The sequence below is a fragment of the Paenibacillus sp. RC334 genome (genome assembly GCF_030034735.1).
GTDB lineage: Bacteria > Bacillota > Bacilli > Paenibacillales > Paenibacillaceae > Paenibacillus > Paenibacillus terrae_A.
On sequence record NZ_CP125370.1, the window covers coordinates 3686411 to 3712831 of the forward strand.

The following is a 26421-nucleotide window of genomic DNA, read 5'->3' on the forward strand; positions in this document are numbered from 1 at the left end:
ACGGAACGGCTGCAAGATCGCTCTTACACCGTTCCGTATATTTATACCCATTTTTTCAAGTTATTCATACTATTACAGCTACGATTAGCCCACGAGTTTGGAAAAATCGGCAAAACGCTTCAGCTCTCTATCAATGGCGGCCAGCAATGCCAAACGGTTATTACGGATCGCATCATCCTCAGCCATAACCATTACGGAATCAAAGAACGCTGTCACCGCAGGAGTAATGGACGAGGCAAGTGCTAAAGCTCGCGTAGCATCGCCTTCCTGCAAGGCTGTATGATAAGATTCATAAACGCCGTACCATGTTTCATAGAGCGTTTTTTCGCCCTGTTCCGTAAATTCACCCGTATTAACTGATGCATGAACAGCTTTTGCAGCCAAATTGCCTACACGGTTAAACGACTCTACCGTTGCTTTAAAGGTATCTCCCGTTTGTACCGCATTCATCAGGGCTGCTCCGCGATCAACGACAGAAGCAACATCATCAAATCCGGCAGCAAGCACAGCGTCTACGACGTCATAACGAAGCGTCTCGGACAACAGTTTTTTCACACGCAAACCAAAGAATTCATGTAACTCTTTACGAATTTCATCGGCAGAACGTTTCATATTTCCAAGGTTGTCGTGTACGTCAAGTGCAATATTGAACACATCAGACAAAGTTGCCGAAAGATTACGATCCAGTAAAATTTGCACAATACCTGCGGCCTGACGGCGAAGCGCATAAGGGTCTTGCGAGCCTGTCGGAATAATACCGATGGAGAAACAGCCGGTGATCGTATCAATTTTGTCAGCAATACTCACAATAGCTCCAGCGTTCGTAGAAGGAACCGTTTCTCCGGCAAAACGCGGCTGATAATGCTCAAATACCGCTCTCGCCACTTCTTCCTTCTCTCCAGCCTTACGGGCATAATCCTCACCCATAACCCCTTGCAGTTCCGGGAATTCATATACCATTTGCGTTACCAGATCAAACTTACAAATATCTGCTGCCCGACTAACCGACTCCAGTGTATCCGGGGAAACCCGCAGCTTCTCAGCTAAAGCATCGGCAATGCGACGAATCCGACGTACCTTGTCTCCAACCGATCCCAATTCCTCGTGGAAAACGATACTTTCCAGCTTGGAGAGCGCATCCTTGATTTCCAGTCTCTGATCTTCTTCATAAAAGAATTTGGCATCAGATAGCCGTGCGCGCAATACTTTTTCGTTCCCTTTGGAAATGACATCCAGCGATTGACTTCCACCGTTACGTACAGTAACAAAGTATGGCAGCAGCTCTCCCGCACGATCCAGCACCGGGAAATAGCGTTGATGCTCACGCATGGAAGTAATCAGCACATCCTTCGGAATGTTGAGGAACGATGGATCAAAACCTCCAAACAGTACCGTCGGCGTTTCGACCAGATACAGTACTTCTTCCAGCAGATCATCCTTAACCGCGATCGTCCAGTCTTTTTCGGCTGCCAATGCTTCAATCTGCTTCACAATAATGGACTGGCGTTCGGCAATATCCACAATGACATGCTGTTTACGAAGCGCCTCAACATAGTCTGCCGGACTTTCCACAACAGTATCCTGCCCGAGAAAACGATGTCCTCTTGTCACATTCCCGGATTGAACCCCGGCAATTTCCAGGTTAACAATATCGTTACCAAACAAGGCGATCAACCAGCGAATTGGACGAACAAACTTAAAGTCATAGCTGGCCCAACGCATAAATTTAGGGAAAGTCATGGCATGCAAAATGTGCAATAAGCCTTCGGACAGCACTTCCGCTGTCGGTACACCTATACTGCTCTTGGTCGCGTAAATATACTCCACGCCTCCAAGCTCCTTGAATGTAAACTGTTCAGGATCAACACTTTGGCTACGGGCAAAGCCGAGAGCTGCCTTGCTCCAATTGCCGGCTTCATCAAGTGCGATTTTGCGGGAAGGACCCTTCACTTCTTCGTTAATATCCTCCTGCTTTTCGGCTACTTCCTTAACCAGCACCGCCAGACGACGAGGGGTAGCATAAGCTTCTACATCACCATGAGCAATACGTGAGCTGTCCAGCCAAGCAGTCATACGCTCCTTCAACTGCTGAATCGCAGCAGGGATAAAACGGGCGGGCACTTCTTCCAAACCGATTTCAAACAGCAAATCCTTAGACATGTGCCGCACCTCCTTTCTTCAACAGCGGGAAGCCGAGCTTCTCGCGTTCCTCCAGATAAGTTGCAGCCACCTGACGGGCCAAATTCCGTACACGCATAATAAATCCGGTTCGTTCCGTTACACTGATTGCACCGCGGGCATCCAACAAGTTGAACGCATGAGAGCATTTCAATACATAATCGTAGGCTGGAAATACAAGATGCTGCGCCATGGCTTTATTCGCTTCTTCTTCATACATATTAAAAAGGGTGAAAAGCATTTTGACATCAGATACTTCAAACGTATATTTAGAATGCTCAAATTCAGGCTGGTGGAAAACATCACCATACGTGATGCCATTAACCCACTCGAGATCGAATACGTTCTCCTTGTCCTGAATGTAGGACGCAAGACGCTCCATACCATACGTAATTTCAACCGCAACCGGACTGGCATCGATGCCGCCCACTTGCTGAAAATACGTGAATTGGGTAATTTCCATACCGTCCAGCCATACTTCCCAGCCTAATCCCCATGCTCCCAGCGTTGGCGCTTCCCAGTTATCTTCAACGAAGCGAATATCATGCTCCAGAGGATTAATACCAAGGCGGTTCAAGCTCTCCAGATACAACTCCTGAATGTTATCAGGCGATGGCTTCAAAACAACCTGAAACTGGTGATGCTGATACAGACGATTTGGATTCTCTCCATAACGTCCATCTGCGGGCCGGCGGGACGGCTCGACATAAGCTACGTTCCACGGCTCAGGTCCAATCGAACGCAAATACGTCATCGGGTTCATTGTGCCTGCCCCTTTTTCCGTGTCATACGGTTGTACAATAATACAGTTGTGCTCAGCCCAAAATTGTTGCAGTGTCAAAATCATCTGCTGAAAATTCATGGTACACACTTCCCTTCCAAATTACCTCAAATGGTGGTGATCATTCTTCGTAAAGCTTCTATGTACAGGGCCGCCGACTTCCAACAAGCCTCGCCAGAGACAGCAAAAAACCCCCGCCTCTACGCCTGTACAGACGTAGGGACGAGAGCTGACTCCCGCGGTTCCACCCTACTTGATTGCAGTCCTCCATCACCAGCCAGACCGTAATCCTCTTTTCCGTGTCCAATCAGATGCTCCCGAGTGCCTTGTTCACGAAGATTTCCCGCCGGGCTTACACCATCCCCGACTCGCTTACTCTAGAGAATAAACTCCGCTACTTTCTCGTTCAATGCCTCTGCTCCCGAAGGAGATATATAGTAAAATACTACACGTTTTCAGCAGCACAGTCAAGGGAGCAGGAGGTTTCACATATCATACTTGTCGAGCTGGTCCAGAAAATTGCGGGATTTCAGCTTGACCTCCAGCTGCGTATCCATGAACTGACGCATGACATGTTTGATTTCCAGCTTGGTCGAGTCCTTCACATCGATGTTGCCAAGCCGGTTTAAATCCATTCTCGCGAACAAACGTAACAACTTCAACGTACGCGGTGTGACACTCAATGCAGCCGGATCAAAATGCTTATAGCCTCGACACAAAACTCCGCCCAGCTTCGGACTGATAAACATATCTTCATCAGCACACTGTTGTCCGCTGGAAATACAGGCATCAAGCTGGGGAGCATATCCGGCCGCCTGCAATATTTTAAATTCATAAATGCTCATGACGATCAGCGGATCTTTGCCGCTCTCCAACGCTTCCAGACATGCTTTAAGCTGCTTAAACCAGAAGGTGCCCGTTTCTTCATCATGTAGTACCCGGTCGAGCAATTCACAGGCATATGAGGCGTAAGCGGCCTTGGTAATATCCTCGCGCAGTGTATGGTGGGATTGGATAATTTCACCGGCATTCAACGTGCCTAAGCCGGTATTTCGAAAAAAAACAAATTCACCATACGTAAACGGCTGCGTTAAAGCGGCATGACGACTTTTGGGCTTCTTGGCTCCTCTGACCAGCACGCCTGTCTTACCGCCGCTTTCGGTGCAAAGCGTAATAATTTTGTTCCCCTCACCGTAATCCATGCTGCGGATGACGATTCCTTCCACCCTGTAAAGCATGCCTCTTCCCCCAAACATTCGCGAAGAAGCCAGTGACTCGCGCTATTCACGGGCTTCTTCATGCTCGTCCGACTCTCCTTCATCCGTGTCTTGCTCCCTTGTCACGGCGCTCTCCCTGTATAACAGATACGCACCGACATCCCCAGTCATCGCAAAATACTTCCACGAAAAATCTCGCAATCGTATTCATCCTTTCTTCGGAAATGACGTTTGCATCTCAAAATTAGAATGATGCGAAGAGAGGTGAAGTATGCGATGAAATAAATGGATTGCGTTAAAAAAGGCTGCTGTATGCGGGGTGGGCCGCCGCTCCGCTACAGCGTGCATACAGTTACACTACCTTTTTTAAAGCATTCATTTTTTCAGTGCTGGAAATGAGGGTAAGGGAAGTGCAAGAGTTAAGCGCCGCAAAGGCCCGGCGCTTGAATTACCAAAGACACTTTACCTTCTGCCTGTGGTAGTGAATAGACAGTCGGGACGGCTTTTTTTATGGTGCCTAAAAGACTAAACATACTTGGTTTAACTAATTTAAAACTCAATTTTAAGGTCCCTTAAGGAACTAAAGCGTGAAATATAACATGCTTTTTAAGCGTCGCGGTGGAAGCCGAGGTCACGCAGTACACGATCCTGGTTACGCCAGTCTTTTTTGACCTTTACCCACAGTTCCAGAAAAATTTTAGATCCCAGCAGGTTTTGGATATCTACACGTGCCTGTTTGCCCACTTCCTTGAGCATAGCTCCCTGCTTACCGATAATAATTCCCTTCTGGGAATCCCGCTCTACAAAGATGACTGCCATAATATGCACTACGCCGTTGTCCTGTACCTTCATGTCTTCAATCATGACTGCAATCGAATGCGGTACTTCCTCACGAGTCATATGCAAAATCTTTTCCCGTACCAGCTCGGCAATGACGAACTGCTCCGGATGGTCGGTAATTTGGTCATCCGGGTAATATTGTGGACCTTCAGGCAAGTATTTCTGAACCTGCTCCAGCAAACGGTTCACATTGTTGCCCATTTTAGCCGAGATCGGCACAATTTCTGCAAAGTCGTACAGCTTGCGATACTGCTCAATCAGGGGCAGCAGTGCTTCCGGCTCAATACGGTCAATTTTATTTAAAACCAGAATAACTGGCGTTTTTACCTGTTTCAGCTGCTCGGCAATAAAACGGTCGCCTCCGCCTAATCCTTCAGCGGCATCAATAAGAAAAAGTACAGCCTCAACTTCGCCCAACGTATTAAAGGCTGTCTGATTCATGTAGTCGCCCAGTTTAGACTGGCGCTTATGAATGCCCGGTGTGTCCAAAAATACAATTTGCGTGTCCTCTGTAGTGAATACCCCATGTATTTTGTTACGTGTGGTTTGGGGCTTGTCCGACATGATGGCGATTTTCTGGCCGATGACATGGTTCATCAGAGTTGATTTCCCTACATTGGGTCTGCCGACAATCGCAACAAAGCCTGATTTAAAGTGTTTCTTAGCCATTTCGTTTCCTCCAGCACTATTAAGCGCCTATTTTTTTGGTTTTTGGGTTAGGTCTTTTCTATAGTATATGATTACAAAAATGTGTTTTTCCATTAAAAAAGCTGACTAATCAAGGTCAACAACGGCCTGTAAAACACAAATATACCAATAATTACAGCAAAAACCGCTGCCAGGAGCACAGCTCCGGCGGCGGTGTCTTTAGCCGCTTTGGCCAGCGGATGGATATCAGGCGAGATTAAATCTATCGCCGCTTCAACAGCGGTATTGATCAGCTCGGCTACGATTACCATGGCAATCGCCACAGAGACGAATAACCAGTCGAGCCGGGAGATGCGCAGGCTTAAGCCTGCTGCGATGACGAGAAACGCCAAGACCACATGTATCCGCATATTTATTTGCGTGCGCAGAGCATACATCACGCCTTCTGCGGCATAACGAAAAGTCATTCTCCAAGGCTGACGTCTCATTACCGTGTCAACCCCACTTGAGCCAGTACCGCCTCTTGCTTGCCCATCATTTCAGCCTCACTAGCTTCATCCTGATGATCATAGCCCAGCAAATGCAGAAAGCCGTGAACAAACAAAAATCCGATTTCACGCTCAATGGAATGACCGTACTCCTCACTTTGAGCCTGAGCTGTCTGAACGGAAATAATAATATCCCCCAGCACATCCGGCACATCATTCAGCGGTCCTTCGTCATCCGGCTCATAGATGATTTCAAGCTCTTCATCCAGTGTTTCCTTCATGGCAAATGACAGCACATCGGTTGGACGGTCGATTCCCCGATAATCCCTGTTTAATTCATGAATTTGCTCATCATTCACGAAGGTGAGGGCAACCTCACCGTCCGTCACCCCTTCCACCTTGCCTGCTTCCTCCAATAGAGTGTTCAGCAAACCAATCAAGGATTCATTAATTACCATATCGTTTTGTTCATTATTCCAAGCTAATTGAAGGCTCATGCCAACCGCTCCTTTTAATTCTAATGCTCCGCCGCACTTCATGCACAAGCCTATTATGCTATGTTTTCCCGCTCTCAGGCTTTGGTCTTTCTTCGGGATACTCAATCCGGGAATGGAAAGTTCCCATCACGGTTTCTTTAAGAGTTTGAGCCACAATATCAAGCTCCCGCATCGTTAGCTCACAATCGTTGAACTGGTGATCATCAAGACGACTTTTAATAATTTTTTCAATCATCGACTCCACCTGTTCCACTGTTGGTTTCCGCAGGGAACGGACGGCTGCTTCCACACTATCAGCAATCCCGACTACAGCGGCTTCCTTGGACTGGGCTTTTGGCCCAGGATAACGAAAATCATCCTCGGTAAAGTCTGGCTCTACGCCCTGTTCTTCCGCCTCACGCAGCGCCTTATGATAAAAATAGTGCAGAAATGTCGTTCCGTGATGCTGCTCGGCAATATCGCGAATCGGCTTGGGCAGCTTGTAATCCAATTGCATTTCCACACCATCACGGGCATGGGCAATAATGATGGACTTACTCAGCTTTGGCTCTATCGTATCATGCGGATTATCCATACCGTTCTGATTTTCAATGAAGTACGAAGGCCGTTTTGTTTTACCAATGTCATGATAATACGAACCGACCCGGCACAACAAGCCGTTAGCACCTATAGCCTCCGCTGCTGCCTCTGACAGATTACCTACCATTACGCTGTGGTGATACGTACCCGGTGTCTCTGTAAGCAGCTTGCGCAGTAGCGGATGATTCGGGTTAGACAGCTCAACCAGCTTCAGCGCTGACAAAATGCCAAAGGTAGACTCAAAAAATGGCATTAGCCCAATAACAAGTATCGCTGTAATCAAACCGCCCGCAAAAGCAAAAGCTACCGCATAGAGCGTCGTCGTTTGAGTCCAGTTGCTTTGGTCGATCAGCGCCAGAGTGAAGACCGACACGGTGCCGAACAAGCATACCATAATTGCTCCCTTGAACAGCGTTGAACGCTGACTGGCTCGATGCGTTGAGAAAATCGACGCAAGACAAACCACAAGGGCAAAAAATCCGAAGTTAAAATCAAAAATTTGTCCTTGTCGGACATTCAAAATGACACTTGCCAATATACTGAATATAACGGCACAAACGAAGGCCAGTGACATATCGAGTAACAACGTTACGAGCATGGCTCCAAGCGCGATAGGCGCCAGATAGCCGAGATAAGACCGTTCACTGTCCTGCAATATGGCGGTTAACATCATTGCGCCTACCGTGATCACAAAAATCAACACCAGCATGAGCAACTGCGCATTGTTATACTTAAAACGGCGTGTTCGTGATTGGAACTGGCGAATATACATAAACAGGCCCAAGGCCAGCATCGCAGACAGCATCAACAGGCCAAATTGCGGCCAATAGTTGATCTTGTCCTTTAGCAGCTCGTTCTCATCCAGTAAGGTATAGATTTCCTGGGTAATAATCTCGCCTTTCTTGACGAGCACTTCACCCTGTTTGATGTAGACTGTCGGTGTATCTTCACGAGCCTGTACCCTAGCGTCCTTCGTAGCTGTATCATCATAAAACTTGTTGGCCGTAATCACAAGCCTTGCAAGCTCCTGAACGACTTCACGAGAGGTGCGCTTGGTAAGCGTACTCGTACTGACCCGCTCGGCCACCTTGGCTCGGGCTGTTTGTGCATCTGTAATCTGATCGTTCATCAATCCGGTCACGATTTCACGGGCAACCGGCCGCATCTCTGCAATATCCTCAGACGTGAGACGCGGAATTTTGATAAAGGTTTCCTCTGGAATCCGGTATGTCTGCTCTTTTGTTTTTTGCAGCACTTCGTCCAATAGCTTTTCCGGGTAGGCATCGGCATTACGGCTATTGTTTACAAAATTTTGCACAAATTCTCGCGCACGCTGAGGAATCTCGTCTTTGTAAATGGAAATTTTATCGGATCTGGAAACCTGGTCATCCTGATTAAGCCGTTCAATTCGGTCCAGAATACCAGTAATCAGGTTATCGTTGCGAATCGGTACAATCGTATACATCGGCTGTACCCGTTCTGCAGACTCTTCCTGAGCCTTTAACGTCGCTTTGCTGTTGGGAAGTTGCATCGGAGCAACAATTTCCTTTTCACTTGGCTGGTTTACCCGAATGTCATAGCGCTCGGGAAGCAGCTTTGAGGCTAAACCGACGTAAAAAAGAACCACTAAAAATAAAAACAGAAGATAGCGTGTTGCCACGCTATACTTCCATCCACTCATTCTATGCTGGAACGTTTTGCCCTTAGACAATTCCTTCGAGGTCATCTGAAACAATCCCTCTCCATCATCTTTTTCAAGACAGCTACGCTGCTTATTTTCATACTTCTGATAGCTCCACTTTCGTGATATGAAGGCTTATCCCTGATTTTCGGCAACCTGGTCGTAAGCCACGATGATTTTCTGAACCAGGGAATGACGGACAACATCCTCTTGTGCAAAATGTACGAAACCTATTTCCTCAATTCCCTGTAAAATCGCATTTGCTTCAATCAGACCGGATTTTTTGCCACGAGGCAAATCAATTTGCGTAACATCGCCGGTGATGACCATTTTGGAGCCAAAGCCAAGTCGGGTCAAAAACATTTTCATTTGCTCCGGCGTGGTGTTTTGCGCTTCATCCAAAATAATGAATGAATCATCCAGCGTCCGTCCCCGCATATAGGCCAGCGGCGCGATTTCAATCAACCCTCGCTCCAGTGCCTTTGCTGTCTGCTCAGGTCCCATAACATCGTACAACGCGTCATACAATGGACGCAGATACGGATCAACCTTTTCCTGCAAATCCCCTGGCAAAAAGCCCAGATTCTCGCCTGCTTCCACCGCAGGACGGGTTAATACAATACGCTTGACCGAACCTTCCTTCAGGGCAGCTACCGCCAGCACCACGGCCAAATACGTTTTACCCGTACCCGCCGGGCCAATTCCAAATACGATATCGCGTTTTTTTATCGTGGTTACATAGTGCTTTTGTCCAATTGTTTTGACACGGATCGGCTTGCCCCGGAAGGTGGTCGTGATTTCTCCCTTGAACAGATCAAGCAATTGATCGGCGCGTAAATCTTTTGCCAACTCAATCGCATAATGGACGTCTCTTTCGGTCAGGATATATCCATTACGAATTAACTGAAGTAGTACATCGAATAATTGTTCGAGCACTTCCACCTCATGTGCGTTGCCAAAAATATTGATTTCCGCCTCACGGGAATCCATTTTTGCGGGAACAGCTGCTTCAATCAATTTTAAAAAGGAATCCTGCGGGCCGAACAGCGCCTGTCCTTCTCCCGCATTGTTCAATGCAATTTGTATGCTGCGTTGTTGTTCTGCCAAATAGCCTCATTCTCCTTGGTTATGAACTAGCGGAAGTTCTTCCGCAATATTCTGTTCCACTTCAAAAAGCACTTTCATATAAACTTTACCATTCTCTCTCTTCTCATGCAAAATTTTTTGGCTCATTATTTTGGTTCCTTTGCCGTATTTGGCTAAAATATTGGCTCGCGCCCCTTCTATTCCCCTATTTTGGGCTTCTGCTTCCGTAAGCTTATCCTCATGTATCTTTGTCTCCCTCACGTTTTCGGTCATCCAACCGACTGGAAGACGGAAGGAGCGCCACGTCAGCGGGTCATGCTCAACTGTGGTTTTATGTGCGGAATAAGGGATTTTCCCATATCCCCATAGCTGCACCGCACGGTTGCCCAGCACAAGATACAGGCGTTCGTGACTGTTTCCAGTATATGTGCTGCTGCGTCGTACCGTCGGACTGCTGATTTCGTACTCATGCCACACGAGGCCCTTAATCTCCCCCTTGGCTACAACCTGCTGCTGATTCTCTTCATCCCCGAGCGTTCCCGAGATAAGAATGGCTCCTTTTTTGACACGTGTATTTTTATGCACGACAGGACGACCTTGCTCGGCAAAAATTTCAGTGACTACCGCATCTGCCTTGCTGATGAGATGACGTGGACTGTAGAGCGGCTCTGGAGTAGGCTGTGAGGCTTCAACGACTTGAATCGTCACCGAGGTACCATGCTTCTCCACACCGATCCAGGATGCCTCAGGGAGCTTCTGCATGAGCGCACGCGAAAGCTTGTCCTGACTGGAAACGCGGAAGCTCCATTGAAAAGGATACAACCCCTCCTGACGGGCAGCCTTGAGTACAGCTTCCGTTGAGAGCTTGTCATTTCCCTTTACTTCAACGTCCCAGATGAGCGAAGACATCAGGAACAGGCCTACCCAGAATACAGCCAGTCCAACCAGAAAAAATTTGCGTTTGGCAAGCCGCGCAACGGTAAAGGGAATTCCCTGTCGTTTCAAAATATGCATTTTGCAGCCTGTCCTTCTCAAAAACGGACGCAGCAGGAAGACGTGCGGGAGCAGAAGGTTCATTTCTGCATGTCTTGTACCCATCGGCCGCACGTTCCAAACAGGTATTTGATGCTCAGTGAGCAGATTAATGAAAGCTTCCACGCTCTCGCCCTTGACAGCAAGGGTAACCGTGCCACGCAACTTTGTTAAAGCGGGATGTTTCATGAGCCTTCCTCCGTTCCTTCCAATTGGATATCCGTAATGTGTCCTTCCACACTTACCTGCTCGGGCACAATAGACGTAATGACAAGCCCATGCCCCGTCACCCGCAACCTGCCTTGCGCCAGCGCAAGTACTAGCCGATCCGGCGTGAAGTCCACGACGCCCCGGTGATTCTCCACATAAAGCTGGCTGCTGCCAATGAGAGTTAACCGCGGCAGGTCAAATAGAATGTCCTGCGGAAGTTCCAGCGTCTCACTGGCCCACTTTCGCAGTTTGCGGCTCATCCGGCTCATACGAGGGAATCTCCTTTCCTGTCATGAAAAAAAATTTGTTTTCAAACGGCTAATAATTGTTTTTATGGCAGCTACGCTGCTGATTTTCGTCTCCTGTTATTGCCATCCGGTGGATCATAGTCATTTTCATGGCAGCTACGATGCTTTTTTAACCAATGCCGATGCCGCTTAGATATGGGCGTCATTACACCAGCGCCACAGATATCTGTACTGTACACTTTATGATCCAGCCGCCATATTTATGAAACGAAACTAACAATTCATCGTAGCTCTGATTTTGCATAGCAAGAGTCTGGATACTTGCAAAATGAAAAATGAAAAAGACAACCCCAATTCAAGCATCGATACGAGATTGTCTTTTCCTGATTTTATAGAGCCATTCTGTTATTTTTCGGAATCATGATTCAAAAGAGAGTTTTTTCTGGAATATAGAAAATAAACGGCCAGACCTATAACGAGCCAAATCAGAAAACGGATAAACGTTTGGCTATGTAAATTCAGGATGAGCGCCCCACACGAAATAATAGCCAAAATCGGAATATACGGAACACCCGGACATCGGAAGGCCCTGGGCAGATCCGGCTGCGTTCTTCGCATCACAATCACAGCGACAGAAATCAGTATAAAGGCTGAAAGAGTGCCGATGTTCACCAAACTCGCCAATTCATCCAGCGGAATCAACCCGCCCATTAATGCAGATAATGTACCAAAAAACAATGTGTTAATATACGGAGTTTTGTATTTAGGATGAACCTTGGACAATACTTTTGGTACCAGACCATCACGCGACATGGCAAACATAATACGGGTTTGGCCATAGAGCATGACCAGCATAACTGTGGTCATCCCTAAAATGGCCCCCACATCCACAATCCCTGCAACCCAGTTCTGACCTGCAACCTGCAAGACGAGTGACACCGGATGGGAAATACCTTCAAACTGCATAAACGGGACAATCCCTGTCATAATCCCGCTGACAATGACGTATAGAAGCGTACATATAATAAGTGAAAAAATAATGCCGCGCGGTAAATCACGAGCCGGATTTTTGGTTTCTTCTGCGGCAGACGAAACAGCATCAAAGCCGATAAAAGCAAAGAATACCAGCGCTGCGGCTCCAAGCACTCCACTGAACCCAAATGGCATAAAAGGCGTCCAGTTATCCGGTTTTACATATTTAAAAGCAACGAAAATAAATAATAAAATCACAGCAATTTTTACAATAACCATAATGTTGTTCATACGTTTCGATTCTTTGATTCCAAAGTAGAGCAAGGAGGTAATCCCCATCAAAATCAAAAAAGCAGGAAGATTAAAATAGGTGGTTTGATCTTTTAAAGCCCCTGGTGCCGCAGTGAATTCAAGGGGGATATGGATACCAAGTCCATTCAAAAATGATACAAAATAACCCGACCAGCCTGCGGAAACTGCACTGGCAGCAAGCATATATTCCAAAATCAAATCCCATCCGATAATAAAAGCCAGAAGTTCCCCCATCGTTGCATATGTAAAAGTATAAACAGAACCGGATACCGGAACGGTGGATGCAAACTCTGCATAAGCCAGTGCTGCAAATAGACAGGCAAGCCCCGCAACCACAAAAGAAATAATCAAACCCGGACCAGCCGTAACCGCTCCCGTGCCAGTCAACACAAAAATCCCCGTTCCGATTATAGCTCCAATGCCAAGCATCGTTAAATCAAAGGCACCAAGCTCTTTTTGAAGTGCTTTTTCACCCCGCGTTGCAGCAAGTAGCTGATCAATGCTCTTTTTTCTGAATAAGCTATTATTCATCCATCCCATCTCCCTAGACATGTAATATATACTTTTATACCTGGGTCACCTCACCTCGAAATTACGTTTATTTTCTCTAAATTTGGAGTAAATTTCCAGAAACACTATCTTTGAGAACATTATATATAAAAACAAATAAATGAAAACCGTTTTCGGAAAGCTCCATTCTTTTTCTTACATTCGATCATTTTGCCTCTGTATTTTTTTCGAAAGTTCAGTATTAAACTAGACACAATGACAGATTTTTTGCTTACAAATGACGTAAGAAAACCTTGCTACTACTGGGTTTATGACATCTTATGTAAGTTCATAAGAGTATTTCTGCTAAACTGATTTCTATTCTGGACTGGCCTATGTATTAGCAAAAAAATAGTCCGCCACCAGCTAAAGCCGGGGCGGACTAAACCATTCATGCAAACTGCTCAAATTGAACGATAACAGCTCTTGTCTTTTTAACGTCTTCCTCCACCCATATAACGCTTGGAACGCGGAGGACCCAGTATTTCTGCCCAGATCACGCCTCTCCGCAGGTCAGCCGCAGTTACTGTACTACGCTCCTGCGGAGCTCCCTCTGAGGCATCTGTAATCTCTCCCGACTCCCTTGCATTGGATATGCGGTCGAGACGTGCCAAAACCGATCTACGCTCTTCTTCCATGGCCCGGATTCGATCCTCCAGAGTAGAACCGTTATCCAGGGAATCCCGATTCGTCTGTTGCTCTGTTTCCGTCCAATCATTCATTTGTTCTTCCATACGCCGAGCTTCCATAACTACACGTCGTTCATCAGGAAACTGACGCTGCAATTCTCCGGCAGTATCCTGCCTTTGCGGCTGACGTTGCTCCTGTCTGTGTTCCGTAGAGAAAGGTCCGGAGGGTGATGAAGGACCGCGAGAGCCGTGGTCGCCACCAAACGTAGGCATGCCCTTTCGCGGCGGCGCTTTTCTCTCTGTGCTTTTCATGCTTTTGCCCAAAAAAGACACCAACGCAAAGCCGATCACAATCAGGATATACAAATGCTCAAAAATCCAGCTCATAAAGTTCATAACTCACCGCCTTACTGCCGTAATTCATCGGCTATATCCCGTTGTTAATCCCGGTTTTTGTTGTCATTTCCCGAGTTTTCATTCGGTTTGCCCAAGGAGCCGCGCATTTGCGTATCTGCCTCAATATTTTTCAAATTCATATAATCCATAACGCCAAGTTTTCCGCCACGCAGCGCCTCAGCCATCGCCAGTGGCACTTCGGATTCGGATTCAACCACACGCGCTCTCATCTCTACGACACGCGCCTTCATTTCCTGCTCCTGCGCCACGGCCATTGCACGCCGTTCTTCCGCTTTCGCCTGCGCAATCCGTTTATCAGCTTCCGCCTGCTCGGTCTGCAGGAAGGCACCAATGTTTTTACCTACATCGACGTCCGCAATATCAATGGACAAGATTTCAAACGCCGTCCCGGCATCCAAACCTTTGGATAGTACCGTTCTCGAAATGGAATCCGGGTTCTCCAGCACGTCCTTATGCGAATTACTGGAGCCGACAGTCGTAACAATACCTTCACCGACCCGCGCAATAATCGTTTCTTCTCCGGCACCCCCGACGAGTCGATCAATGTTAGCACGCACTGTAACACGAGCCTTAACCTTCACTTCGATACCATCCTTGGCTACCGCAGCGACAGTAGGTGTCTCAATGACACGCGGATTAACGCTCATTTGGACCGCTTGCAGAACATCCCGACCCGCAAGGTCAATCGCAGCTGCGCGTTCAAATTCGAGCGGAATGTTGGCCCGCTGCGCAGCAATCAGCGCATTGATCACTCGGTCAACATTACCACCCGCCAGAAAATGACTTTCCAGCTGGTTGATGTTTAAGCCCAGACCAGCCTTGGTAGCCTTAATCAGCGGATTCACAATCCGGCTTGGCGTTACACGCCGTAATCGCATAGCCACCAGTGTAATGATGCCAATCCGCACCCCCGAAGCCAATGCCGAAATCCACAGCATCACCGGGAAAAAACTAAAAAATACACTTAACACAATAATGGCTACAACGGCAATCAGCAAAACGCTGACAATACCCGATTCGAACACTCGCATCATCCTCCATTAATCTAATTCTTCGTTTGTTAGCATGTTTCAGACGCTGGTGTCCGACTTGACCACAATGCGTCCTCCTTCTACTTTGGATACGATAATGGGCATATCCGTAGCGATAAACTCGCCGTTCGTCACGACGTCCACACGTTCGTCAGCGATAAGCACGGTTCCTGCTGGACGAAGCGGTGTCAGACTCACACCTCGCTGTCCCAATAGCACTTCCCGGTTCACAACCGAAGAAAAGCCCTGGTCAGCCGTCAAGCTTTCTTTAAGTATAAAACGGTTCCATATTCCCCGATCCTTGAAAGCAATCCCTATGATTGCCACCACAGCAACGGCAGCAGCAAAGGCTATACCCAATGATATAAAAGCATGCTGCATGTTGTAGGCCGCGCGAACAACTCCGGCGACAAGACTGATGGAACCTAAAATACCCAGAATACCAAAGCTTGGAATGAACATTTCAAGTATAAGCAAAGCCAGACCGATGATAAACAACAGCCACGTCTCGGAACCTGCAAAGCCAGCAATATAATTGCCGAAAAAGTACAAACCAAATCCGAGCACACCTAAAATTCCTGGCACTCCAAAGCCAGGTACGAGTAGTTCAATGACAACCCCTGCGATACCGATAAATAAAAGCAATGTCTGTACAATCGGGTTGGTCAATATCTCGGCTGCTTTTTCAGCCCATGTCCGCTCCACGTGAAATACATCATCCGTGCTATAGCCCATCCACTGGATAACTTCTTGTTCTGAAGAGGCGATGTGATCCGCATAGCCCAGTTTAAGCGCTTCCTCGCTGGTTAAAGAAATGATCTGACCTTTTTCTTTATTAAAGTTCAGCTCCGGTATAGCTACAGCAATTTTGGAGTCTACCATACCTCTCGCAATATCCGGGTTACGTCCGCCGGATTCTGCAGCAGATGCCATGCTGCTCTTCCACCAAGCCACCGTTTTCGGGTCAGTGATAGCTTGCCCTTTGCCGTCCACCAGTGCTGCTGCTCCAATGATGCTGCCCGGCTTCATAACAATTTTGTTTGCGCTTAACGCAATATAGCTCCCCGCAGAGGCCGCTTCGCCTCTTACATAAGCTACGGTCGGAATCGTGCTGTCCTTAATCAGCTTGCCCAGCTTTTCCGCCGTGTCTACACGTCCGCCTGGCGTATTAATATCCAACACAATGAGGCCCGCTTTGGACTCCGCCGCTTCTGTAAAGCCGCGTTCCATAAAACTGCCCAGTCCCTGCTCAATTTCCTGATCCACCGGTATAACAAACACAGCACCGCCTTTCACAGCGGCCGCCGCTGATCCCGAATGGAATAATGGCAACAGCAAAACGGATATCATAATCCACATGGTCCAAAAGATCATTTTGCGGCTGGAGTGGTGATGTTCTCTATGCATTACTCTCCCCCCTTTCGATCTTTCTATGTTATAGCATATCAAATTTTGTCAGGTAAACCATACAGTTTTCAGGATTTATTGTGAAATTCTTGAGTATGTTGCTAATCCTGATGGCTGTCATGTACTTTACGTACCCGATGGACATCACGTTTCAAATGATTATAGATAACGCTTACAAAAAAGGCCCTCTTTATAATAACAGCAGCCTAAAACAAGCGCGGCAGATACAGAAATAACACCCTCTGTAAACAGAGGGTGTTGCGCTTTCCTGTTTGTCGCAGGTTTATTGCAGAAATTGCTGAACCGCTTGGTTCACGAGCTTACCGTCAGCGCGGCCTTTTACCTTAGGCATCAAGGCCGTCATTACTTTCCCCATCTCGGCTTTCGAAGAAGCACCGGTTTCCTGGATGGTCTGCTGTACAATAACTTTAATTTCTTCTTCAGAAAGTTGTTCGGGAAGGTACTGAGCGATGATCTCTATTTCTGCTTTAGTGCTTGTCGCAAGTTCATCACGACCGGCTTTTTCAAATTCATGGAGGGCATCTTTTCGCTGTTTGATCTCACGACTCAGAATATCAAGCACTTCGTTGTCGTCCAAATCCCGTTTCAAATCTATTTCAAGATTTTTAATCGTAGAACGAACCATTCGAATGGTGGAGAGTTTGAACTTGTCCTTACTCTTCATTGCTTGCTTCATATCTTCGTTCAATCGTTCGCTCAAATTCATGATTGCTTAGATCCTCCTAGAACTTTCTCTTACGAGCAGCCTCGGACTTTTTCTTGCGCTTTACGCTTGGCTTTTCATAATGCTTGCGTTTCTTCACCTCAGCCAATACGCCATCCTTAGCAATGGAACGTTTAAAGCGACGAAGTGCAGCATCAATTGTCTCGTTTTTGCGAACTTTAGTTTCAGACACCAGTTTTCCCTCCCTCCGACCAGACCGTCCAAGAGCAATAACACGGTTCATCAAATTTTATTATAGGTGAAACGGAAACCGGGTGTCAACCTATAAGAAAAAATGAATAAATAAAGGATACATATTTCTCCATTCACGCCGTATTACCGAAAGACAAGCACTGTCATTTTTAAGAATGTGAGTCCGAAATACCCGTCAAGGCACCTAATGGGGCACCGCCCAGTAGATGATAATGCAGATGTCCCACCGCTTGCCCGCTATCCGGACCGCAGTTGTTAATCAACCGATAACCGGATTCAGCGATACCCAGTTTTTTCGCCACCTCAACCGCAACACGATGAATCTCCGCAATCAGAGGAAGATCCTCTTCCGTCACAGCATTCATTGAAGGAATATATTTCTTCGGAATAATGAGCACGTGTACTGGCGCCGCAGGCTGGATGTCATGAAATGCAAGCACATTGTCGGTTTCCAGCACTTTTTTGCTGGGGATCGTTCCATCCACAATTTTCAAAAACAAATCGTCCATTCAAAACCCTCCTTTGGCAGTGAGCCGATCGTCAGGTTCGAAAGTGCAGAACCCATGCTCTCGGCATTCAAAGTTATGTATTTCCCACAACCGAATTAAACATATACAGTTATGGTTTGTTATACCTATGTTTCTATATGTATCATAACGGAAAAAGGGGCTTAATACCAGTTCCCTCTTCCCGCTTCTTCTATAATAGCTTTTACCCCTTCATCAATTTGATCCGGCTGAGCACGCGAAATACTGATGCGTAAAAACTTTTCGTGTTCCTTATAATCGGATAAGTAAAATCCTTTACCGGATACCACCAGCACCTTCCTCGCGGCAAGACGCTGTACCAAACGCTCCATGTTCACCGTCCGGGGTAGCTTCAACTGCATATACACTCCCGAGCTTACAGCCGACACTTCAATCACCCCGTCCTGATTATATCGCTCCACTGCCTGGTTTAAAATGCGAATGCGTTCCGCATACAGGCTGCATATCGTGTGCTTGTGGCGTTCATACATTCCATTTTTAATATAAATATCAAGTGCGGCTTGAGATAAGATGGAGGTGTCGACGTATCTTTTGTATGCGCTGAACGTCTTTAAAAGGGTTTCCGGCAAAACCGCCACGCCTAAGCGCAAGCCGGGGAAAATGATTTTCGAGAAGCTTTTCAAATAAATAACACGGTCTGTCTGATCGTACGCATATATAGGATCAAACAGGTGGTCGATTCCCAAATCAGCCATGTAATCATCCTCCACGATGAACACATCGTATTTGGCAGCTAATGCGGCTATAGCCTTGCGTTCCTCTGTGTTGTAGGAGGTCCCCAGTGGATTATGATATCTTGACATGGTATAAAAAAACTTGATGCTCCCGTTCTTAAATTGGTTCTCCAATTCCTGCAAATCCATACCTGCCGCTGTTCTGGCGATGGTGCTGACGGGTATACTCTCTCCCTCCAGAAAACGCAAATAAATATCGTAGCTCGGCTGCTCCACCAAAACCGTCTTTTTGCCGTTTGGAAACGGCATTTTTGCAAGGATTTCCAACGCCTGCTGAACACCAGAAGTGACGATAATCCGCTCCATTTTTGCAAATACCTGATTATCGGCCAAGTGAGAAACAAGCGTATGACGCAATGTCTCCAGTCCTTGCGAATCTCCGTAGGTGAACAGATGATATTTGTACGTATCAATGGCCTGATTCAGACAGTGCTGAAAGTCCAGATACGGAAATACGTTTAAATCCGGGGAGGCCGAAGCGAAATCAATCGAGGCCTGAATATGGCTACGGCTATGACGCAAATCTCCGGAGTTCTCCACCACATAATATCCGCTTTGCGGAATGGAATAGATGGCGTGTTTTTTTTCAAGTTCGGCGTATGCCCGCAAAATCGTGCTTTTGCTGCACCCGTACAACTCTGAAGCATCTCGGATAGAAGGCAGCTTCTGACCCGAGATGTATTGCCCCTCGCGGATTTTAAGCTCTATATCCGATAAAATCGAAAAATATTTTTTCACAATGATCCTCCTGCCTGTTTATTTCACTTCCTACTTCTTTATACGGTTGATATTAACATGCTTTATGGATAACAAGGATGCCCCATTTTATAAAATTGTACCGATACAGTTATGATAATTTGATATCCCACAGGCTCGTCCATTGTTGTACCTTTAGTTCATCGGAGAGGACGTTCGCAAACATGGTCCCGAAGCATGAAAGAGAGGTAGGCAACTTATGGACACCCAAACAAAAGGATTAAAACTGGCTTATTTTTTTGCGGTGCTGAATGCTGCAATTATTGGATTTTCGTTTTTATTTACTAAAATGGCACTGGTGCATGCCCATCCCATCGATACGCTGACTTATCGGTTTGCGGCTTCTTTTATAGTTCTGTCGATTCCGGTGGCCTTGGGGTGGGTCAAGTTATCTTATCGGGGCAAACCCATATTTAAAGCGCTGCTGCTGGCTTTGATGTACCCGTTGGGATTTTTCACGCTACAAGCATTTGGATTACAACACGCAACTTCCGCTGAGGGAGGTATTATGTATGCCTTCACACCCGTTGTAACGATGATCATTGCTTCCCTATTTTTAAAAGAAACAACGACCCTTTTACAGAAGCTGTCGATCTTTTTATCTGTGTTCGGCGTTGTGTTCATCTTTATCATGAAAGGGAGCAGCTTTAACTTGTCCAATTTGGGCGGGCTCTCCATGCTGTTCCTGACGTGTGTAGCTTTTGCCGGATACAGCGTTTTGGCACGCTCTCTGTCGAAGCATTTTAGTCCGGCGGAAATCAGTTATTTTATGATGGGCATCGGGTTTATTACGTTTTTGGCCGTATCGCTCACGAAACATATTCAAGGTGGAACGCTGAGCCAGTTTGTCGCATTGTCCGGCAACGGCACTTTCGTATTGTCCATTATATATCTTGGCGTGGTGGCCTCGCTTATCACTTCACTGACTGCAAATTATGCTTTGTCCAAAATAGAGGCATCGAAAATGAGCGTATTTACCAATCTGTCGACCATCGTGTCTATCGCAGCCGGGGCTTTGGTTATTGGCGAAGAAATAACAGTGTACCATCTGATTGGCTCGTTACTGATCATAGCCGGGGTGATCGGAACCAATTATTTGGGCCGGAAAAAGACAGTACCGCTTCGTGCAGACACGCTTAAGACGTAATCGCTCATAGAGAAGTGAGCTGGAAAAGAATGATTGTCGAGATAGCTGAGGGCATGTTATGAGGTAGGTGGCAGGCTGAGATTAGATTTGGAATGACATAGATCAGGATTTTGCAAAATCCTCAGGTAAAAAAAGAGGCTGTTTCTTCTTGGCGGAAGAAGCAGCCTTAAGTATGTCATGATGACCACACTATGGCGATTAAAAAGGCAGGGGTTTAATAATAAGGGAGCAGGCTGATTGCGGTCAGCGCAGCAAGCGGCAGGATCAGACGGTTAAAGCGCCGACGTCCATATGGGAAACCATATCCGTAGCCTATGCCGGGTACCGGGGCTGGGTACGGATATGGCGGGTAGGATGCAAAGCCGCCGTAAGCACGGGAACCGCAGCCGCAGTTGTTAGGCGGATAAGGAAGATTTACGTTCTCTGCTTCACCCACGGGAACTGCCAAATATAATTTTTCATCATCCACATGCTCCACAATTCCATCATACATCGTTCCATCCTTCACCCATACGCATACGTAGCGGTGCATATGCTGTTGACATAGCGTTTTAGCATCCATTTTTTCTGGTGCAGTCCCTTTTTCGTTGGTCATGCTTTTTTCCATGGTTGTTTCCTCCTAGGCTCTTGCATGTATACCGTATGTTATTCAAAAATGGGCTATGTGCTACATCAAATTGGGCGAATTCCGGCTTGCAAACAAAAAAAGAAGCACCCCGGAGGCTCTTGGTAGAGCCCCTCTGAACGGACGTATGACGGGAAGTTTCCTTCCGCAGCATACGTCCGCCGGGGTGCTGTATGATTAACTTGTCGGCTTAGCTGTATTATAACAACACTTTGAAACTGTATCTGTGATCTGTATCACGTCGCTTCAAAATGTTTCCATAACCACGCGGGAGCCGCCTCCAGCCTGCTCTGCGGGAAGAACGACCAGCTTGCGCGGCAGACGGGCCCGCAGCTCGGGCACATGGCTGATCACGCCGACTGACAGTTGATCGTGATGCAGCTTTTCCAGCGAGGTGATCACCGTGTCCAGCAGTTCAGGGTCCAGCGTTCCAAAGCCTTCATCCAGAAAGAAAAATTGCAGCGGGTATTGGCCGCGCAATTGAATCTGGGCCGACAGCGCGAGTGCGAGCGACAAGGAGGTCAGGAACGTTTCACCGCCGGACAAGGTCGATACCGGACGCTTGACTCCGCCGTTGGCATCGTCACTAATGACAAAGCCACCGCTGGAGTCTACCTCTAGCGCATAACGCTGCTTGGTCAGAAAACGTAAACGGCGTGAAGCCGACTGACTGACTTGCATTAACTGCTCCTCGGCAATGTATTCCACGAAAGCGTTGCCCCGGAAAACGGACTGGAGCTTGGACATCTTTTCTGCCTCGCTGCGCAAATGAGCGCGATTGGACTCCAGCTCCATCCAGCGGACATGCCGATGCTGCAAATCCTCCAAATCACGCTCAGCCTTGGCACGATTTTGAAGCGCCTCTTCGTCACGTGTACGGCAATCACGCAGCTGGGCTGCGGCCGTTTCCCACTGTTCCTCGGTCACTGTTGCTCCATCCAGCTGTTCTTCCACATGCTTTAAACGGGAGGACAGCTCTTTTTCACGTTCCCGGTGCAGACTCGCTGCACGTTCATAACGTGCAGCTTCCTCCGGCCCGAGACAGCATTCCACGACCTCTGCTTCGGTAGCAAAAGGGGAGGCTTCCAGACGACTGCTCCAGCGGGACTCCGATACCTGCCGTCTTTCTTCTGCCGAATCAGATGCCTGCCGGGCAATCAGCGAAGCATGAACGGCTTGCTGCTTGCGTTCCTCCGCTTCAGCGCGGCGGCGTGCGGCGGCTTCGGCTCCGTTTCTCAGCCCTCGAAGGCGCGAGTTCGCTTCTTCCAGCAAGGAAGCCGCAGGGTCTTCTCCAACCCACTTACGAAGCTGGACCATTTTTTCGCGCAGCGAGTCATCTTTATTCTGAAGTCCGGTACGACGGGCAATAATGATTTTGTCTTCCTCGATGATGCTCTGCTGGATCTGCTGAACACGCGCCGCCTTCTCTTCGAGGAAGGTCACGCTCGTCTCCAACCGGGACCGCAGCTCTTCCGCACGCGTATCGCGCTCCTGCATGGCGCGATAACGCTCCGCGGCTTCGCCCAGCGCCACGTCCGGCAGCTGCGCTGCCCATTCGGCGCGTAATGCCCCGCTGCGCGTGGTGCATGCCTCGCGCTTGCTCCGCGCCTGCGTCAGCGCTGCGACAGCCGCCTCTTGCTCGGCAGCTGCGCGGATACGCCGCTGCTGTCCGGCGGCGTCCGCCTCGCGTAACGCGTGCGCCTCCGCAGGCAGCGCACGCGCACGGGCGGCCAGCTCGGCGGCCGCCTGCTCCAGCGCCGCGCAGCGCTCCGCCCAAGCGGCGGCACCACGCGGCGGCGCTGGAGCGGCGGTGGGCGCGGCCGGCTCGCCCGTGGCGGCCGCGCCGCTGGCGTCTGCGGCGGCGGGCTGCGCCAGTAGGCTACGCTGCTCGTGCAGCTGCTGGCGCAGCGTAAGGCGCAGCTCCTGCAAGCCCAGCCGCAGGCGGTGCAGCTCGTCCGGCGCAGCGGCATCCGCGCCATGGGCCGCGGTGGCCGCAGGCGCGGGGTGGTGCAGCGAGCCGCACACCGCGCACGGCTCGCCCTCGCGCAGCTCGGCGGCGAGGTGCTGCGCGAGGCGGCCTAGCTCTTCGGCGCGCAGCTTATGGCGCAGCTGCTCTTCCTCGGCAGCCAGCGCCGACACATCGGCGGTGACCTCTGCCTCCAGCGTGAGCAGCGCCTCGATGCCCTCAGCCGTCTGTGCGGCAAGGGCGGAACGACGTCCCTCCGTCTCAAGTGTCTCCTGCTCCGTCAGCTTCAGGCGTTCGTCAGCCTGGGCAAGCCTTTGTTCCTGCGTGACACAATCCTGCTCTGCTTCGCGTAGCTGCTCATCCGCCGTCTCCAGTTGTTGCAGCCGTTGCACGGCCTCTTGAAGCATTCGTCGTTCATCTGCACGCACTTCATTTTGCTTCAATTCCTGTTGAAGCTCCTGCTGCCGCTTCGATCCTCGCGCCTGTAGCTCTTGTTCCTTGGCGAGTCCTTCGGCATATGTAGCAAGGGTTTGCTCACTCTGCGCAAGCTCCGCTGCCAGACGGTCCCGTTCTGTCCGCAACGCTTCCGTATCACGCTCCAATTGCAGCGCCTGCTCCAACTGGTCGATTCGAAGCAACAGCTTCGATTCCTCTGCACCCAGAGCTTGCCGGGCCTGCTCGTCTGCTTGCACAGACACAACCGCAGCCTCCTGCGCCGATGTTGCCTGCACCGCCGCTTCTTCCGCCGCCTTCCGGCGCTTATCCGCTTCGGCAGCGGCTTCCTTCCAATCTGTCAGCGCAGGCAGCAATGCCTCGGCTGCGGAGGCCTGACGGAGCTTGCTCTCCAGCAAAGCAATGTCCGGCTCCAATGCCGCCAGTTGTTCCAACTCGTTCCCCCGGCGGCTACGCTCTAGGACCAGCTCACGGATTTTGTTCAACGCTTCCGTCTCGCGCGACACCCGTTCCAGCTCACGGCGAGAGGCCTCTGCATGGGCAAAAGCCTCTTTGAGACGCTGCTCTGCCTGTTCAAGCGCTTCGGCACCCGCATCGCCCAGACCCTGCTGCTCCGCTTCCAGCGCTTTCAGTGCAGCGTCATTGTCCTTCACACGGCGGCTCAGCTTCTGTGCGAGCTGGTCTCCGTACTTTTCCAAATGAAACAAACGCTGCAGCATCTGTCTCCGTTCACTGCCCTTTAAAGATAAAAATTCGGCAAACTTCCCCTGTGGCAATACAACAGCACGTGTAAAGTCGTCCATTTTCAGGCCGATATACTCCTCGACACAACGCGTCACGTCCTGCACCTTGTCAGCAAGAACTTCCTCGCCGTCCGCTGTGAACGCGATAAATCGACTAAGCGTATTATTCACCGATACGCCTCCAGCCCGTTTGAATCGGCGCTCCACACGATAACGACGAGGTCCTTGGGCTGACATCAATTCGAACGTAAACGCAACGGACAGCGTATCCTCGGCATGATTCATAATGCCCTGTGTTCCATTCATCGCCCGCTCCACCTTACCGTACATAGCCAACGTAATCGCGTCCAGCAACGTCGATTTACCACTGCCTGTCGGGCCAAAGATCCCGAATAGTCCGGTTTCGGTAAGCTCATCAAAATGGATTTCCTGCGACTCCCGGTAGCTTTGCAACCCCGCCAATTTCAGAAGAATCGGTTTCATACATCCTCCTCCTCGGCCTGGTCCCTTGCATCATCCTGTTCCACCAACTCCAAAAATAGCTGCACCAATCCGTCATCCGGCTGTGCGCCGCCAGTTTGCCGTTGATAAAAAGCCCGAAAAAGCTCGTGAACCGGCAGCTCTGAGCGCTGATGTTCCAGCTGTGCTGCCGCCATTTCAGGATACATCGGGCGGATGTGAATGATGCCTTCACGGCTTTTACGCAGCCGCTGAATATCTCCCAGAGACATCGCTTCCTCCAGCGTAATTTCCAGGTCAATAAAGGCGTCCGCATCCAGCCCTTCGTCCAGCCAGCGATACACCTCTTCCAGACCTCCCCGTGCACGCCATTTCACTAAAGGCCGTCCACTCGTAATGTACAGCTCCTCGACCTGTGCGGGCTTGCCTGCGACCACGTCAATGAGCGTGACTGATTTGGCCTGCCCTGCTTCGGAAAAGCTATAAGCCAGCGGAGATCCGCTATAGCGCATCAGCCCGTCACCCTTCACATATTGGGGACGGTGTAAATGCCCCAAAGCCGTATATTGCGCCCCGATGCTCAACGCAGACGGGTCTACTGTATAGGCTCCCCCGACCTGAATCGGACGCTCCGAATCCGACTCCAGCCCGCCAAGCACATAAATGTGGCTCATGGACAGATTAACGGTATCAGGCCGAAACGCCGTACCGAGCTGTGCCATCAGCATCCCCACACGACGGCTGTAAGCCTCTCGCAACACCGTTTCGTCTCCGTCCTCGGACAACAGCTCATTCAGGCGGGACTCCGAAGGATAAGGCAAGGCTGCGATACATGCCATTTCTCCTGTACGCGGTGTATGAATCCGCACCGCTTCCCCGCTGGGCAGCCCCAGCAACGTAATTCCGCGCTGACTCACTAGCGGCGTAACCGAGGATACCCGTTCCGGCTGATCATGATTCCCCGCAATAACGACCAGCGGTCTTCCTCCAGCCGTTAAACGGGCAGACGTTTCATAAAATAGCTGCTCGGCAGCGGCTGGAGGATTGACCGAGTCGTACACGTCTCCAGCCATCATAATCAGATCTGCCTGCTGATCGTCAGCCATTTTCGCCAATTCTTCCAGGAACGCCTCCTGCTCCTTCAAACGGCTGCGCCCTTCCAGCGTTCTCCCCAAATGCCAATCTCCCGTATGCAAAATCCGCATGCTGTTCCTCCTCTCTCCTTTTCATTTCGTCCATTAAATATTAAAT

23 protein-coding genes are annotated in these 26421 nt (G+C 49.1%); 1 reads left to right on the forward strand and 22 read right to left on the reverse strand.

The genetic code is table 11. The features are described 5' to 3' along the window. Nucleotides 1-84: 84 nt before the first annotated feature. The 19 genes from glyS to QMK20_RS17055 all read right to left on the reverse strand — a co-directional run bounded on the left by glyS (nt 85) and on the right by QMK20_RS17055 (nt 19759). Entirely contained in the window at nt 85-2160 is a 2076-nt protein-coding gene (gene glyS, locus QMK20_RS16965; protein ID WP_283652525.1) for a glycine--tRNA ligase subunit beta, read from the reverse strand. Beyond that, nucleotides 2153-3040: a glycine--tRNA ligase subunit alpha gene (gene glyQ, locus QMK20_RS16970; RefSeq protein WP_283652526.1), complete on the reverse strand. Its 888-nt coding sequence runs from the start codon at nt 3038-3040 to the stop codon at nt 2153-2155. Before glyQ ends, glyS begins: the two co-directional genes overlap by 8 nt. Nucleotides 3041-3444: 404 nt before the next feature. Then, entirely contained in the window at nt 3445-4197 is a 753-nt protein-coding gene (gene recO / locus QMK20_RS16975; RefSeq protein WP_283652527.1) for a DNA repair protein RecO, read from the reverse strand. 42 nt (nt 4198-4239) lie between these two features. Then, the gene (locus tag QMK20_RS16980) at nt 4240-4377 is read right to left on the reverse strand and encodes a YqzL family protein (RefSeq protein WP_013372137.1); all 138 of its coding nucleotides are present in this window, start codon (nt 4375-4377) and stop codon (nt 4240-4242) included. A 405-nt stretch (nt 4378-4782) separates the two neighbouring features. Then, nucleotides 4783-5685, reverse strand: a complete 903-nt coding sequence (era, locus tag QMK20_RS16985) for a GTPase Era (protein ID WP_283652528.1) — start codon at nt 5683-5685, stop codon at nt 4783-4785. Between the two features lie 92 nt (nt 5686-5777). Continuing rightward, nucleotides 5778-6152 (reverse strand): diacylglycerol kinase family protein, encoded by a 375-nt coding sequence (locus QMK20_RS16990; RefSeq protein ID WP_283652529.1) that lies wholly within the window; start codon nt 6150-6152, stop codon nt 5778-5780. Continuing rightward, nucleotides 6152-6649 carry an rRNA maturation RNase YbeY gene (gene ybeY / locus QMK20_RS16995; protein ID WP_283652530.1) on the reverse strand — a complete coding sequence of 166 codons (498 nt, stop codon included), beginning with the start codon at nt 6647-6649 and terminating at the stop codon, nt 6152-6154. The genes QMK20_RS16990 and ybeY overlap by 1 nt, the downstream gene beginning before the upstream one ends. Before the next feature lie 58 nt (nt 6650-6707). Beyond that, a complete protein-coding gene (locus QMK20_RS17000) occupies nt 6708-8954 on the reverse strand; it encodes an HD family phosphohydrolase (protein ID WP_283652531.1) in 2247 nt (748 codons plus the stop codon). Nucleotides 8955-9044: 90 nt separating this feature from the next. After that, complete coding sequence (locus tag QMK20_RS17005; RefSeq protein ID WP_014282491.1) at nt 9045-10016, reverse strand: PhoH family protein; 972 nt, start codon at nt 10014-10016, stop codon at nt 9045-9047. 6 nt (nt 10017-10022) lie between these two features. Further along, a complete protein-coding gene (gene yqfD, locus QMK20_RS17010) occupies nt 10023-11216 on the reverse strand; it encodes a sporulation protein YqfD (protein WP_283652532.1) in 1194 nt (397 codons plus the stop codon). Beyond that, the gene (yqfC, locus tag QMK20_RS17015; RefSeq protein WP_283652533.1) at nt 11213-11506 is read right to left on the reverse strand and encodes a sporulation protein YqfC; all 294 of its coding nucleotides are present in this window, start codon (nt 11504-11506) and stop codon (nt 11213-11215) included. The genes yqfD and yqfC overlap by 4 nt, the downstream gene beginning before the upstream one ends. Before the next feature lie 384 nt (nt 11507-11890). Next, the gene (gene bcaP, locus QMK20_RS17020; protein ID WP_283652534.1) at nt 11891-13300 is read right to left on the reverse strand and encodes a branched-chain amino acid transporter BcaP; all 1410 of its coding nucleotides are present in this window, start codon (nt 13298-13300) and stop codon (nt 11891-11893) included. 452 nt (nt 13301-13752) lie between these two features. Beyond that, the gene (locus QMK20_RS17025; RefSeq protein WP_283652535.1) at nt 13753-14343 is read right to left on the reverse strand and encodes a hypothetical protein; all 591 of its coding nucleotides are present in this window, start codon (nt 14341-14343) and stop codon (nt 13753-13755) included. Nucleotides 14344-14387: 44 nt separating this feature from the next. Next, the gene (gene floA, locus QMK20_RS17030; protein ID WP_283652536.1) at nt 14388-15389 is read right to left on the reverse strand and encodes a flotillin-like protein FloA; all 1002 of its coding nucleotides are present in this window, start codon (nt 15387-15389) and stop codon (nt 14388-14390) included. Nucleotides 15390-15434: 45 nt separating this feature from the next. Next, entirely contained in the window at nt 15435-16802 is a 1368-nt protein-coding gene (locus QMK20_RS17035; RefSeq protein WP_283652537.1) for an NfeD family protein, read from the reverse strand. Nucleotides 16803-17085: 283 nt separating this feature from the next. Further along, on the reverse strand, nt 17086-17529 hold the full coding sequence (locus QMK20_RS17040) for a GatB/YqeY domain-containing protein (protein WP_013311146.1): 444 nt from the start codon (nt 17527-17529) through the stop codon (nt 17086-17088). 16 nt (nt 17530-17545) lie between these two features. Next, nucleotides 17546-17719 (reverse strand): 30S ribosomal protein S21, encoded by a 174-nt coding sequence (rpsU, locus tag QMK20_RS17045; RefSeq protein ID WP_005547957.1) that lies wholly within the window; start codon nt 17717-17719, stop codon nt 17546-17548. 169 nt (nt 17720-17888) lie between these two features. Continuing rightward, on the reverse strand, nt 17889-18248 hold the full coding sequence (locus QMK20_RS17050) for a histidine triad nucleotide-binding protein (protein ID WP_014282498.1): 360 nt from the start codon (nt 18246-18248) through the stop codon (nt 17889-17891). Nucleotides 18249-18409: 161 nt separating this feature from the next. Continuing rightward, the gene (locus tag QMK20_RS17055; RefSeq protein ID WP_283652538.1) at nt 18410-19759 is read right to left on the reverse strand and encodes an aminotransferase-like domain-containing protein; all 1350 of its coding nucleotides are present in this window, start codon (nt 19757-19759) and stop codon (nt 18410-18412) included. Nucleotides 19760-19976: 217 nt separating this feature from the next. Here QMK20_RS17055 and QMK20_RS17060 point away from each other — a divergent pair, with 217 nt between their 5' ends. After that, nucleotides 19977-20924, forward strand: a complete 948-nt coding sequence (locus QMK20_RS17060) for a DMT family transporter (protein ID WP_283652539.1) — start codon at nt 19977-19979, stop codon at nt 20922-20924. 214 nt (nt 20925-21138) lie between these two features. Here QMK20_RS17060 and QMK20_RS17065 read toward each other — a convergent pair whose 3' ends face one another. From QMK20_RS17065 to QMK20_RS17075, 3 genes are all read right to left on the reverse strand, one after another. Continuing rightward, nucleotides 21139-21531 carry a hypothetical protein gene (locus QMK20_RS17065; protein WP_044645091.1) on the reverse strand — a complete coding sequence of 131 codons (393 nt, stop codon included), beginning with the start codon at nt 21529-21531 and terminating at the stop codon, nt 21139-21141. Between the two features lie 264 nt (nt 21532-21795). Beyond that, entirely contained in the window at nt 21796-25194 is a 3399-nt protein-coding gene (locus QMK20_RS17070; protein WP_283652540.1) for an AAA family ATPase, read from the reverse strand. Further along, entirely contained in the window at nt 25191-26375 is a 1185-nt protein-coding gene (locus QMK20_RS17075) for an exonuclease SbcCD subunit D (protein WP_283652541.1), read from the reverse strand. Before QMK20_RS17075 ends, QMK20_RS17070 begins: the two co-directional genes overlap by 4 nt. Nucleotides 26376-26421: the final 46 nt, after the last annotated feature.